At 64.0% G+C, this 13,641-nt stretch carries 10 protein-coding genes; 9 read left to right on the top strand and 1 reads right to left on the bottom strand.

Features of this window, described 5'->3' with window-relative positions:
• Positions 1-131 precede the first annotated feature (131 nt).
• Together holA and IHV84_RS10825 are read left to right on the top strand one after the other, a co-directional pair.
• Complete coding sequence (gene holA / locus IHV84_RS10830; RefSeq protein ID WP_198846858.1) at positions 132-1,187, top strand: DNA polymerase III subunit delta; 1,056 nt, start codon at positions 132-134, stop codon at positions 1,185-1,187.
• A gap of 47 nt (positions 1,188-1,234) precedes the next feature.
• Positions 1,235-2,554, top strand: coding sequence for an FAD-binding oxidoreductase (locus tag IHV84_RS10825; RefSeq protein ID WP_233099953.1), 1,320 nt, complete (start codon positions 1,235-1,237; stop codon positions 2,552-2,554).
• A 384-nt stretch (positions 2,555-2,938) separates the two neighbouring features.
• Here the strand turns inward: IHV84_RS10825 and IHV84_RS10820 are convergent, their stop codons facing one another.
• Entirely contained in the window at positions 2,939-3,223 is a 285-nt protein-coding gene (locus IHV84_RS10820; protein ID WP_066691073.1) for a hypothetical protein, read from the bottom strand.
• A 63-nt stretch (positions 3,224-3,286) separates the two neighbouring features.
• Between IHV84_RS10820 and IHV84_RS10815 the strand changes: the two genes are divergently transcribed.
• From IHV84_RS10815 to gshB, 7 genes are all read left to right on the top strand, one after another.
• Positions 3,287-4,567 carry a glutamate-5-semialdehyde dehydrogenase gene (locus IHV84_RS10815; RefSeq protein WP_198846857.1) on the top strand — a complete coding sequence of 427 codons (1,281 nt, stop codon included), beginning with the start codon at positions 3,287-3,289 and terminating at the stop codon, positions 4,565-4,567.
• A 77-nt stretch (positions 4,568-4,644) separates the two neighbouring features.
• A complete protein-coding gene (gene trkA, locus IHV84_RS10810; RefSeq protein WP_198846856.1) occupies positions 4,645-6,123 on the top strand; it encodes a Trk system potassium transporter TrkA in 1,479 nt (492 codons plus the stop codon).
• A gap of 166 nt (positions 6,124-6,289) precedes the next feature.
• Positions 6,290-7,756: a TrkH family potassium uptake protein gene (locus tag IHV84_RS10805; protein ID WP_198846855.1), complete on the top strand. Its 1,467-nt coding sequence runs from the start codon at positions 6,290-6,292 to the stop codon at positions 7,754-7,756.
• Between the two features lie 121 nt (positions 7,757-7,877).
• Positions 7,878-9,173, top strand: coding sequence for a glutamate--cysteine ligase (gene gshA, locus IHV84_RS10800; RefSeq protein ID WP_198846854.1), 1,296 nt, complete (start codon positions 7,878-7,880; stop codon positions 9,171-9,173).
• Between the two features lie 194 nt (positions 9,174-9,367).
• The gene (locus IHV84_RS10795) at positions 9,368-11,239 is read left to right on the top strand and encodes a potassium transporter Kup (protein WP_198846853.1); all 1,872 of its coding nucleotides are present in this window, start codon (positions 9,368-9,370) and stop codon (positions 11,237-11,239) included.
• 63 nt (positions 11,240-11,302) lie between these two features.
• A complete protein-coding gene (locus tag IHV84_RS10790; RefSeq protein ID WP_198846852.1) occupies positions 11,303-12,493 on the top strand; it encodes a benzoate/H(+) symporter BenE family transporter in 1,191 nt (396 codons plus the stop codon).
• Positions 12,494-12,592: 99 nt separating this feature from the next.
• Positions 12,593-13,540, top strand: a complete 948-nt coding sequence (gene gshB / locus IHV84_RS10785; RefSeq protein ID WP_198846915.1) for a glutathione synthase — start codon at positions 12,593-12,595, stop codon at positions 13,538-13,540.
• The last annotated feature ends 101 nt before the right edge of the window (positions 13,541-13,641 follow it).

The raw sequence follows: 13,641 nt of genomic DNA, 5'->3' as shown, positions 1-13,641 counted from the left end.
ACGCCAGTTTGCTATTAAATATATAGCTGCTGGCGCTTTGTAGATAAGCGCTAGAGGCCTAAAAGAGCAAAGCCCTGCACCCGCCGCCCCGGCGCGGCGAGCGGCCCGCCTGGGGGCGATAAACTTTGCCCATGCAAGTCGCCCTGGCCCAACTCTCCAACCACCTCCAACGGGCCCTGTCGCCGCTGTACATCCTGCACGGCGACGAGCCCTTGCTGCAGCAGGAAGCCGCCGACGCCATCCGCGCCACCGCCCGTGCCCAGGGCTACACCGAACGCAGCAGCTACACCGTGGCCGGTGCCCACTTTGACTGGAGCGCCGTGCTCGCCGCTGGCGGCAGCTTGAGCCTGTTTGCCGACAAGCAGATCGTCGAGATCCGCATCCCCTCTGGAAAGCCCGGCAAGGATGGCAGCGTGGCACTGCAGCAGATCGCTGAATCAGTCCGGGGCAACGACAGCACCCTCACCATGGTCATGCTGCCGCGCCTGGACAAAGCCACCAAGACCGGCGCCTGGTTTGCCGCGCTGGAGGGCAACGGCGTCTCCATCCAGATCGACCCCATCGAACGCGGCCAGCTCCCGCAGTGGATTGCCCAGCGCCTGGCCCAGCAAGGCCAGCGCGTGGTGGCGGGCGAAGAGGGCCAACGCACCCTGCAGTTTTTTGCCGACCGCGTGGAAGGCAACCTGCTGGCCGCGCACCAGGAGATCCAGAAACTGGCTTTGTTGCACCCGGCGGGTGAACTGACCCAGGCCCAAGTCGAAGCCGCCGTGCTCAACGTGGCGCGCTACGACGTGTTCAAGCTGTCTGAATCCGTGCTGGCCGGGCAGACCGGCCGCGTGCAGCGCATGCTCGACGGCCTGCAGGCCGAGGGCGAGGCCGAAGTGCTGGTGCACTGGGCGCTTGCCGAAGACATCCGCGCCTTGAAGCGCGTGAAAGACGCCATGAACGCCGGCAAGCCCCTGCCCATGGCCCTGCGCGAAAACCGCATCTGGGGCCCCAAGGAGCGGCTGTTTGAACGCATCCTGCCCAAGGCCAGCGACGCCGCTCTGGCGCGCCTGCTGCAATCCGCCCACATCGTGGACGGCATCGTCAAGGGCCTGAAGGTGCCCGACTGGCCGCAAGACGGCTGGCAGGCCCTGCAGCGCCTGGCGCTGCAACTGTGCCGCCTGACCAGCGCGGCCCGGTGATGGCGCCTGTGGATGCCACCCTGCGGCCCTCGCAGGGTTCCCGGCCCATGCGCCTTCCCAACGACGACGCCACCAACGGCTGGTCCGCCATCCTGCCCCCGCGCACGCCGCGCCCCGCGCTGCAGGGCGATGTGCAGGCCGACTGGCTGGTGCTGGGCGCGGGCTTTGCGGGCCTGGCCGCTGCGCGCCGCCTGGCCGAGCTGCGCCCGCACGCCCACATCGTGGTGGTGGATGCAGGCACCGTGGGCAACAACGCCTCGGGCCGCAACTCGGGCTTTGCCATCGATGTGCCGCACAACATTGGCAGCTCGCTCGAAGAACTGCGCCAGGCCGCGCACTACCAGGCCCTGCTCACGGCGGGCATGAACGACCTGGAGGGGCTGGTGGCGCAGCACCGCATCGACTGCCAGTGGCGCCGCGCAGGCAAGTACCACTGCGCCGTGTCGCCCGCCGCCGAGCGCACGCTGCAGCACCATGTGGATGAGCTGCGCGCCCTGGGTGCGCAGCACGAGCTGCTGGACCGCAATGCTCTGGCCGCCCGCCTGGGCACCCGCTACTTTGCCGCCGGGCTCTACACGCCGGGCACCGTGCTCCTCAACCCCGCTGCGCTGTGCCGGGGCCTGGCTGATGCGCTGCCCGCCAACGTCACCTTGCACGAGCAAACGCCCGTGCAGCGGCTGGATTTGTCAGGCGGCCGGGTGGTGGCGCACACCCCGCACGGCAGCGTGCGTGCGCCGCAGTTGCTGCTGGCGGCCAATGGCTTTGCGCAGCAGCTGGGCTTGTTTGGCAGTGCCTGGGGGGCGGAGACGTTTCCGCTGGTCACTTTCGGCTCGCTGACCGCGCCGCTCACCCCTGAGCAGCGCAGCCGCCTGGGCGCGCCTGAGGGCTGGGGCGTGACGCCTGCGAGTGCCGTGACCGGGGCCACGCTGCGCTACACGGACGACCACCGCATTCTGGTGCGCCAGGGTTTTGAATACGCGCCGCATTTCCGCGTCAGCCCCGCCGTGCGTGAGCGGGTGCGGCGCGAGCACGCTGCCGTGTTTGCGGCGCGGTTTCCGCAGCTGGGCGATGTGGCGCTGGAGCATTTTTGGGAAGGCTCCATCGCCATCACCCGCAACGGCGCGCCGCGCTGGGGGCGGCTGGCGCCGCAGGTGCATGGGGTGGCGGGGTGCAATGGGGCGGGGGTGGTGAAGTTCACTGCGCTGGGGGCGTTGGCGGCGGATTTGGCGCTGGGGCAGGACCATCCGTTGTTGGCGCATGCGTTGGCGTTGGGTGGGCCGGCGCGCATGCCGCCGCAGCCGTTCATGGGGGTGGGGGTGCGGGCTTATATTGCGCGGGAGAAGTGGTTGGGGCGGGCGGAGGTTTGAGAGTTTTTTGGCGTCTAGCGCTCTGTAGGTATGCGCTGGCAGCTATGAAATTCGTAGTGAATTGCAGTATTTGGCTGCATGCTTTTGCCTGGTGCGGGAGCCGGGAGGTGCGCCCGGCGGCGCAGTAACTTTCTTTTGCTTCGCCAAAAGAAAGTCACCAAAGAAAAGGCGACCCCGCTGTCTGCGTCCCTGCGCTTCGCTTCGGGCAACCTGCGGTGCTCGCGTCCAGCGGGGTCTCGCTCGAACTCGCTGCGCTGCGCTTCGCTCAGACAATCGCGAGCCCTGATCCGCTGGCCGCTGCGCTCCTCGGCGCATACAGAGGGGATGGGGAGCCGAACATCCAAACAGCCACTCGGGCCATTGCTGCGCTCGGCCCTGGGGGCGCTAGCTGGCGTTTAATGTGGCTTGGGCTTTTTCTACCCACATTGTCAGGTTGGCCACCAAGTCCTTTTGGCTGAATGAGCAGCTTTCCTCTGAAAACAGTGCGCTGGATTCCAGGCGGTCCAGCAGGTTCAGCAGCACGTCGCTGTAGCGTGGGGGCAGGGCGGCGAGCAGAGCCGTCTGCTGGCGGGCCAGGGTGCTCAGGGTGGCGGCGGTGTGGTCGCCGCGTTCGAAGGCTTGCAGGGCTTGGGCCAGGGTGGTGAGCTGGGCGGATGCGGTGTCGGTCATGGGCAGAGCGGGTGTGAGCGGTGCAGGCCGCAAGGGTAAGGCCAACTGCGGCAAAATCGCCGGATGAATGCCCTCAATGTCGCTGAATACACGCACTCCCTCGGTCTCCAGGCAAAAACGGCCTCTGCGCTGATGGCGAAAGCGCCGGCAGCTATCAAAAACAAAGCATTGCTGGCCCTGGCCCGTCTGCTGCGCGAGCAGACCGAGGCGTTGCAGGTGGACAACGCGCGCGACCTGGAGCGCGCCCGCGCTGCGGGTTTGGCCGAGCCGATGGTGGACCGTTTGAAGCTCAGCCCCAAGGTGCTGGAAACCTGCGCCCAGGGCTGCGAGCAGCTGGCTGCCATGGCCGATGTGATTGGCGAGATCATTGGCATGAAGCAGCAGCCCAGCGGCATCCGCGTGGGGCAGATGCGGGTGCCGATTGGCGTGTTCGGCATGATTTACGAGAGCCGCCCCAACGTGACCATCGAGGCGGCGTCCTTGAGCATCAAGAGCGGCAATGCCTGCATCTTGCGCGGCGGCTCGGAAGCCATTGATTCCAACCGGGCGCTGGCCAAGCTGGTGCAGCAGGCGCTGACCGAGGCCGGTCTGCCGCAAGACGCGGTGCAACTGGTGCAAACCACCGACCGCGAGGCCGTGGGCCAGCTCATCGCCATGCCGCAGTTTGTGGACGTGATCATTCCGCGTGGCGGCAAGGGGCTGATCGAGCGCATCAGCCGCGATGCCAAGGTGCCCGTGATCAAGCACCTGGACGGCAACTGCCACACCTATGTGGACGACCCCTGCGATATCGCCATGGCGGTGAAGGTGGCCGACAACGCGAAGACCAACAAATACAGCCCCTGCAACGCGAGCGAAGGCCTGCTGGTGGCGCGCGGCGTGGCAGCGGACTTTTTGCCCCAGATTGGCGCGGTGTATGCCGCCAAGGGCGTGGAGATGCGCGGCTGCCCTGAGTCGCTGGCCATCCTGCAATCGGTGGCCGGGGCCCAACTGGTGCCCGCGACGGAGCAGGACTGGAGCGAGGAATACCTGGCCCCGATCATCAGCGTGAAGGTGGTGGCCGGTGTGGATGAGGCCATTGCCCACATCAACCGCTACGGCAGCCACCACACCGACGCCATCCTGACGCGCGACCACATGCACGCCCAGCAGTTCCTGCGCGAGGTGGATTCGGCCAGCGTGATGGTGAACGCCAGCACGCGCTTTGCGGATGGCTTTGAGTTTGGCCTGGGGGCTGAAATCGGCATCAGCACCGACAAGTTCCACGCGCGCGGGCCGGTGGGCATTGAAGGGCTGACTTCGCTCAAGTACGTGGTGCTGGGCGAGGGCGAAGTGCGCGGCTGAGGCAGGAGGTCAGGGTTTTTGCTCTTGATTTGATAGCTGCTTGCGCTTGCCAATAGACAGCAGGAGCCCAATTTCTTATGAAAATCATCATCCTCGGGGCCGGCCGTGTGGGCGAGAGTGTGGCCGACAGCCTGGTGTCCGAACGCAACGACATCACCGTCATCGACACCGATGCCGAGCGCCTTCGCGATCTTCAGGCGCGGTTTGACCTGCGTGGGGTGGTGGGCAGCGGCATCGAGCCTGCCGTGCTTGCCGAGGCCGGGGCGCGCGATACCGATCTGCTGATTGCCTGCGCCGCGCAGGACGAGACCAATCTGGTGTGCTGCAAGATGGCGCAGCTGTTGTTCAACATCCCCACCCGCATTGCGCGCGTGCGTTCGCTGGGCTTTCAGTGCGATACCCGGCTGCTGGGCGCCGACGGTTTTGCGGTGGACCGCATCATCTGCCCTGAGGAATCCCTCACGCGCTACATCGGCAAGCTGGTGGAATATCCCGAGGCCATGCAGGTGCGCGAGTTTGCGGGCGGGCGGGCCAGCCTGGTGTCGGTGCGTGCGCGAACGGGTGCGCCCATGGTGGGCCACACCATTGCCGAGCTGCGTGCCAGCGCCCCCGATGTGGCGGTGCGGCTGGTGGCCATCTACCGCCGCTTTCCGGACGAGCCCGACCGTTTTGTCGCCTGCTCGGGCGGCACCCGCATCGAGCCGGGTGACGAGGTGTTTGTGCTGGCAGCGCAGGAGCACATTGCGCATGTGCTGTCGGCCCTGCACCGCCGCGATGCGAGCAACGCGCCGCCCGTGCGCCGCATCATGATTGCCGGTGGCGACCGCGTGGGCCTGCGCCTGGCACAGCAGCTGGGCCAGGAGGAAGGGCGCTTTCACCTCAAGATCATCGAATCAGACCCACAGCGCTGTGTGGAGCTGGCCTCGGCGTTGCCGCCTTCGGTGCTGGTGCTGCAGGGCGAGACCACCGACGAAGACCTGCTCAATGACGAGGGCGTGGAAGAGGTGGACCTGTTCCTGGCGCTGACCGAGGACGACGAGGACAACATCATGTCGTGCCTGCTGGCCAAGCGCATGGGCGCCAGCCGGGTGCTGGCGCTCATCAACCGCCGCAGCTACGCGGATTTGATGCACGGCACGCAGATCGACATTGCCTTGTCGCCCGCGCAGGCCATGCTGGGCGAGTTGCTGGCCTTTGTGCGCCAGGGCGATGTGCAGGCGGTGCACAGCCTGCGCCGGGGCGTGGCCGAGGCGCTGGAGATTGTGGTGCGCGGGGACCGCAAGAGTTCGCGCGTGGTGGGCCGCAAGGTGAGCGAGCTGCCCCTGCCGCGCGATGTGCACATCGGCCTCATCGTGCGTGGTCTGCCCGACCACTCGGCGTCTGCCCCTGAATCCGAAGCGCTGCCCGTGCCTGCGGAGCCCGCCGAGCCGCAGGTGATCATTCCGCGCAGCTCCACCGTGCTGGAGAGCAATGACCATGTGGTGTTCTTCCTGCCGCACAAGCGCCTGGTGCGCGAAGTGGAAAAGCTCTTCCGCGTGAGCGCCACGTTTTTCTGATGCACCCCCCTGAGTCGCTTCGCGCCTTCCCCCCGCTCTCGCATGGCTGCGCAATGCGGGCAGGGGGACGCCGCCAGCGCGGCGGGGCGGCCCTTGCGCGGCGGCCCTCGCATGGGCCGCGCCAGAATCAGGCACTGTGCAGCGTGCTGAACAAACGGCTTTCATCATGACGGACATGTTTCCCGTTTTGCGCGTGCTGGGCATGCTGGTGATGATCTTCGCGTCGTCGCTGGCGCTGCCCATGGCGGTGTCTTGGTGGACGCGCGATGGTGTCCTGTTTGTGTACCCGCTGTCGATGGCGGCCACGGCATTCGTCGGCGCATGGCTGTGGTGGAGCTTTCGCGTCTTCCGGCGCGAGCTGCAGCCGCGCCACGGGGTGATGCTGGTGTCGCTGGTGTGGCTGCTGCTGCCGCTGTTTGCCGCGCTGCCGCTGATGCTGGCGGGGCACCACCTTGGGCGGCCGCTGTCGTTCACGCATGCGTACTTCGAAGCCGTGTCGGGCCTGACCACCACGGGCTCCACGGTGATGAGCGGGCTGGACCGGTTGCCGGTGTCCGTCAACGTCTGGCGCACGTTCCTGCAGTGGCTGGGCGGCATGGGCATTCTCATTTTGGCCGTCGCGGTGTTGCCCTTGCTGGGCGTGGGCGGCAGCCAGCTCTTCAAGGCCGAGGCCGCCGGGCCGGTGAAAGACGCCAAGCTCACGCCGCGCATGACCGGCACGGCCAAGGGGCTGTGGGGCGTGTACGCGCTGTTTTCCGTGGCCTGCGCCTTGGCCTACTGGCTGGGCGGCATGGCGCCGCTGGACGCGGTGATGCACATGTTCACCACCGTGAGCCTGGGGGGGCTGTCGCCCTACGACGCGAGCTTTGGGCACTTTCAGTCGCCGTTGCTTGAAGCCATTGCCGTGGTCTTCATGCTCGTGGCCAGCTGCAACTTTGCGCTGTATTTTGTGGCCCTTCGCAAGGGCGACTGGCGTGGTTTTTGGCGCGACCCAGAGCTGCGCGCCACGCTGGGCACGCTCATCGTGGGTGGCCTGGTCGTGTCGCTGCTGCTATGGGCCAAGGGGGTGTATGAGCCACTGACTGCCTTGCGTCACGGCATGTTCAATGTGGTGTCGCTGGCTACCACCACGGGCTATGCCACGGTGGATTACCTCGGCTGGCCGGTGTTTGCGCCGGTGCTGATGCTGCTGCTGTCGGGCGTGGCCACCAGTGCGGGGTCAACCGGCTGCGGTATCAAGATGGTGCGCATGCTCATCCTGGTCAAGCAGGCCCGCCGCGAAATGACGCGGCTGGTGCACCCCCGCGCCGTGCAGCCCGTGCGCTTGGGCGATGCGGTGGTGGACAACCGCGTGATCTTCTCGGTGCTGGCCTTCATGCTGGTGTACGGCGCCACGGTGATTGGCCTGAGCATGGTGCTGCTGCTGACTGACCTGGACCCGGTGACGGCGTTTTCTGCCGTGCTGGCCAGCGTGAACTGTGCCGGGCCAGGGTTGGGCGCGGTGGGGCCTGCCTCCAACTTTGCGGTGCTGACGGACTTTCAGGTGTGGGTGTGCACGCTGGCCATGCTGCTGGGCCGGCTGGAGATTCTGAGCTTCATGGCCGTGCTCACCCCGGCGTTCTGGCGCCGTTGACGGCGAGCCTGGGATTTTTCGCCCAGCCGGGGTACTGGCATTGCGAAACCGGCAGTCGCCCCCACATCCGGGAATCCCAGTTCCCTACAATCGTTCTCCAACGTGTCCCCCGAGGGGTTTTATGGTTCCGCATCTCATCACAGCCCTCACCGGGCCCATCAACGAGCTTGAGCAGCGCATTCTGGATTCCATGCCTGCCATCGAGCGCTGGTTTCGTCTGGAGTGGATGGAGCACACGCCCCCGTTCTATACCTCGGTAGACATCCGCAACGCGGGCTTCAAGCTGGCGCCGGTGGATACCAACCTGTTTCCCGGCGGCTGGAACAACCTGACCAAGGAAATGTTGCCCCTGGCCGTGCAGGCGGCCATGGCGGCCATCGAAAAGATCTGCCCCGAAGCGCGCAACCTGCTGATCATTCCCGAGAACCATACCCGCAACACTTTCTATCTGGCCAACGTGGTGCAGCTGCAGCGCATCTTCAACATGGCGGGCCTGAATGTACGGGTGGGGTCCATCAGCCCCGAGATCAAGAAGCCCACGCTCATCGAGTTGCCCAATGGAGATTCGGTGACGCTGGAACCTGTGGTGCGTACCAAGGGCCGCCTGGGGCTCAAGAACTTTGACCCCTGCACCATCTTGCTCAACAACGATCTCTCGGCCGGCGCGCCGGGCATTCTGGAAGACCTGCACGAGCAGTATCTGCTACCGCCCTTGCACGCGGGCTGGAGCGTGCGGCGCAAGAGCACCCACTTCAAGAACTACGAAGAGGTGGCCAAGCGCTTCGGCAAGATGCTGGGCATTGACCCCTGGCTTATCAACCCGATGTTCAGCCAGGTGGGCGGGCTCAACTTTGCCGAGGACACCGGGTTGGACGCCCTGCAGGCCGCCACCGACGCGCTGCTGACCAAGGTGCGCCGCAAGTACAAGGAATACGGCATCAATGAAAAGCCGTTTGTGGTGATCAAGCCTGATAACGGCACCTACGGCATGGGCATCATGACCGTGCGTGACGCCAAGGAACTGGATGCGCTCAACCGCAAGACCAAGAACAAGATGGCCGTCATCAAGGACGGCCAGACGGTGTCTGACGTCATCATCCAGGAAGGTGTGCTGACCCAGGAGCGGGTGAACGATGCGGTGGCCGAGCCTGTGGTCTACATGATGGACCGCTACGTGGTCGGCGGTTTCTACCGCATGCACGCCGAGCGCGGGGTGGACGAGAACCTCAATTCGCCCGGCGCCAGCTTTGTGCCCCTGGCCTTTGAGCACAGCACGCACATGCCCCAGCCGGGCGTGCGTCCTGGGGTAAGTGCCCCCAACCGCTTCTACATGTATGGCGTAGTGGCCCGCCTGGCCATGCTGGCGGCCAGCTACGAGCTGGAAGCCACCGACCCCGACGCCGAGGTGTACGACTGACCCCCGGCTGTAGCGCTGCGGCTTGGCCGCCGCTCTTGCCACGCCTGGCCTTTGGGCGCCAGGGGTGGTAGGTGGCAGTTGTTGCGGTGCAACATATTTGATCGTTTGCACAGAAGCCTGGGCGGGCGGCGCAAAATAGCGCTCCCCCAAATCATGGAACCCCGACCGGCTTGAGGGCCTGCGGGGTCGCTTCAGTGCAAAGCTCTTCCAAATCCTCGCTGGCGGCTCTCACGCTAGGCGCTATCGGTGTTGTCTACGGCGACATCGGCACGAGTGTTCTGTATGCCGTCAAAGAGGTGTTCGGCTCGGGGCATGTGCCCTTCACGCACGAGAACATCTACGGCATCCTGTCGATCTTCTTCTGGACCCTCACGGTCATCGTGTCACTCAAGTACGTGGTACTTGTGCTGCGTGCGGACAACAACGGTGAGGGTGGCCTGATCGCCATGCTGGCGCTGGCATCGCAAGCCGTCAAAGACAAGCCCAAGCTGCGCGGCATGCTGCTTGCCGTCGGTATTTTTGGCACATCGCTGTTTTATGGGGATGGGGTCATCACTCCCGCCATCTCGGTGCTTTCGGCCGTCGAGGGGCTGGAGGTGGTGTCACCGCACTTCAAGAAGTACGTCATTCCCCTGACGCTGGTGGTGCTGTTTTGCCTTTTTGCGGTGCAAAAGCGGGGCACAGGCGGCATCGGCAAGTTTTTTGGGCCCATCACGCTGGTGTGGTTCATGACCCTGGCGGTGCTGGGCGTGTTTCACATCCACGGGCACCCCGAAATTCTGTGGGCGATGAGCCCGCACCACGCGCTGATGTTCATGTGGCACCAGCCCGGCACCAGCTTCATCATCCTGGGCGCTGTCGTGTTGTGCGTGACGGGGGCGGAAGCCTTGTATGCCGACCTGGGCCACTTTGGCAAACGACCCATTCGCCTGGCGTGGTTTGGTGTGGCGATGCCGTCGCTCACGCTCAATTATTTCGGTCAGGGCGCGCTGCTGCTGGCTGAGCCTGAGGCCGTCAAGAACCCGTTTTTCATGATGGCGCCCGACTGGGCGCTGATACCGCTGGTCGGGCTGGCCACGCTTGCCACCGTGATCGCTTCGCAGGCACTGATCACGGGCGCCTTCAGTGTCACCAAGCAGGTCATCCAGCTTGGCTATCTGCCGCGCCTGAACATCCAGCACACCAGCGTGCGCGACACCGGGCAAATCTACATGCCGCTGGTGAACTGGGGCCTGTTCGTGGCCATTGTGCTGGCGGTGGTCATGTTCCGCTCGTCGAGCAACCTGGCGGCGGCCTACGGCATTGCCGTGACGCTGGACATGTTGATCACCACCACGCTCACGTTCTTTGTGATCCGCTACGGCTGGGGCTACCCGCTGGCGCTGTGCCTGGCTGCCACTGGCTGCTTCTTTTTGGTGGATTTGGCGTTCTTTGCATCCAACCTGCTCAAGTTGTTCCAGGGCGGGTGGTTCCCGTTGATGATTGGCGGTGCCCTGTTTACTTTGATGATGACGTGGAAGCAAGGCCGCCGTCTGCTCAATGCCAAGCTGCGCGCTGATGCCATCGACCTCAAGGATTTTCTGGAGTCGGTTTTCATCAGCCCCCCGACCCGGGTGGAAGGCACGGCCATTTTTCTGACGGCTGAGCCTGGGGCAGTGCCCAATGCCCTGTTGCACAACCTCAAGCACAACAAGGTGCTGCACCAGCAAAACCTCTTCGTCACGGTGCGCAACCATGAAGTACCCTGGATTGGCTTGGACAAGCGCTTGCAGGTGGAGCCTCTGGGGCATGACTGCTGGCAGGTGGTGGTGCACTACGGCTTCAAGAACGACCCTGACCTGCCGCGTGCCTTGGAAGCCCTTCGAGGCCGGGGTTGCGATGTTGAGCCCATGACCACCAGTTACTTCCTGTCGCGTGACACGGTGATTCCTTCCATCGGTAGTGGCATGGCGCACTGGCGCGAAAAGCTGTTCGCGCAAATGCACCACAACGCCAGTGGCGCTGCAGACTTTTTGCACCTGCCTAACAACGCGGTGGTGGAGCTGGGCTCCAAGATCGAAATCTGACAACTGGATCAGGCCCTGATCTTTGGTGAGAGCGTTTCCCGCGTGGGTGCCAGAATGCGCGCCATGCAATTTTTCAAAGATCTCAGCCTGTCGGCCTTTGTCGCAGGCTTCGTCGCCGTGCTGGTGGGCTTCACCAGCTCCGTGGCCATCGTGTTTCAGGCCGCCCAGAGTTTTGGAGCCACGCCAGCGCAAATCACGTCGTGGATCTGGGCACTGGGTTTGGGCATGGGCCTTTGCTCCCTGGTTCCATCGCTGTTGCTGCGCAAGCCGGTGATGGTGGCCTGGTCCACCCCGGGTGCTGCAGTGCTCGCTACCGCAGGGGCTGCGGGCAGTTTCTCCATGGGCGAGGCTGTGGGTGCGTTCATGGTGTGTTCGGCGCTGGTGATTCTGGTGGGCGCCACCAGAGCCCTCGAACGTGTAGCTGATCGCATTCCCATGGAAATCGCCTCTGCCCTTTTGGCCGGGGTGCTGGCCCGTTTTGGCATCCAGGCCTTTGCTGCTGCGCAAACGGCGTTGCCTCTGGTGCTGCTGATGGTGGGCACGTATCTGGTAGCCCGCCGCATGGCTGCCCGCTATGCGGTGGTCGTCACCTTGATGGTGGGCATCCTGTGGGTGCTGATGACGGGGCAGATGGCTTGGTCCATGGAGCCCGTACGCTTGGCCATGCCAGTCTTGGTGGCGCCACAGTGGAGTGTGTCCGCCATTGTCAGTTTGGCGATCCCCCTGTTTGTGGTGACGATGGCCTCTCAGAATCTGCCGGGTATGGCTGTCATCCGCGCATCAGGGTATGAGCTTCCCGTGTCTCGGTTGATCACGATGACGGGGTGGGCTTCGCTCGTGCTTGCACCCTTTGGCGCGTTCGCTTTGAACTTCAGTGCCATTACCGCAGCGATCTGTATGGGGCCCGAAGCCCACGAAGATCGGCTCAAGCGCTATACCGCAGCGGCGTCCTGTGGTGCTATCTATATATTGATCGGGCTGTTTGGCGCTTTGGTCACTGGGCTGCTGACTTCTTTTCCAAAGGAGTTGGTGGTCGCCATTGCCGGAATCGCGTTGTTGAGCACCATTGGCAATGGTTTGGCCTCCGCCCTGCGCGACGAAAGGCACCGTGAGCCAGCGCTGATCACTTTCTTGGTCACGCTCAGCGGAATCACGTTGATGGACATTGGCTCTGCCTTCTGGGGCGTGGTCGCCGGCAGCCTTGCTTTATTTGTGCAACAGTACAAGCAATCACGTTCCGCTCTGCCTCGTTAATGACCTGGCGTCATCGTGGATGCTGCGCGTGTGCATGCGCCCGTTTTCGAAGGCGCCACACAATCCTGTGCAGCTCTGCACACTCACCGTACACACACCATGCAAATTCTGTTCATTGCCGATCCTCTTGAGAGCTTCAAGATCTACAAAGACACCACCTTCGCCATGATGCGTGAGGCGCAGCGGCGCGGTCACACCCTTGCAGTGTGCGAGCCCAGGCATGTGAGTTGGGTGCGTGGTGGACAGGTCTCGGCCCAGGTTCGGCACATCACCTTGACGGGCGAGACGGACTCATGGTTTGCCGTGCGGTCCGACGGCATCGCAGCGCTGGCCGGATTTGACGCGGTGCTCATGCGCAAGGACCCGCCTTTTGACAGCGAGTATTTCTACGCGACGCACATGCTGGAGCAGGCAGAGCGTGAGGGAGCACGGGTTTTCAACAAACCCCGTGCTTTGCGTGATCACCCTGAAAAGCTGGCGATCATGGAGTTCCCTCAGTTCATTGGCCCCACCCTCGTTACCAGGGATGCCGCAGAAATCAAGAAATTCCACGCGGAACACCGCGACATCATTTTGAAACCGCTGGACGGCATGGGTGGCATGGGGATCTTCAGGGTTCGCGAAGACGGGCTGAACTTGGGCAGCATCATCGAGACGCTGAATCGTGACGGTGTGCAGAGCGTCATGGTCCAAAAATTCCTCCCGGCGATTGCCGAGGGCGACAAGCGCGTCCTCATCGTCGGTGGCAAACCTGTGCCATTTTGCTTGGCTCGCATTCCTCAGGGCGGCGAGGTTCGGGGTAATTTGGCGGCAGGTGGCAAAGGGGTGGCCCAGCCGCTGTCTGCGAGGGATCTGGAGATCGCTGAGTCGCTGGGGCCCATTCTTTTGGAGCGCGGCCTGCTGCTGGCTGGGGTGGATGTGATTGGTGACAGTGTGACGGAGATCAACGTGACCAGCCCGACGTGTTTTCAAGAGATCTTTGATCAGACCGGCTGCGATGTGGCAAGTCTCTTCATAGACGCGCTGGAGGCGGCCGCAAATTTATAAAAGCTCAGCTTCTTGCATTCGATCCAAAATCTCTGCTATGATCGAGGGCTTCGCTGCACAGAGGGCATGTTTCTAGGTGCGGCGGGGTTGGTTGAAGAAGT

It is taken from the genome of Acidovorax sp. IB03 (assembly GCF_016406015.1).
Classification (GTDB): Bacteria; Pseudomonadota; Gammaproteobacteria; order Burkholderiales; family Burkholderiaceae_C; genus Acidovorax; species Acidovorax temperans.
Note: the sequence above shows the minus strand (reverse complement) of the source record. Positions and strands in the feature narration are given on the sequence as shown.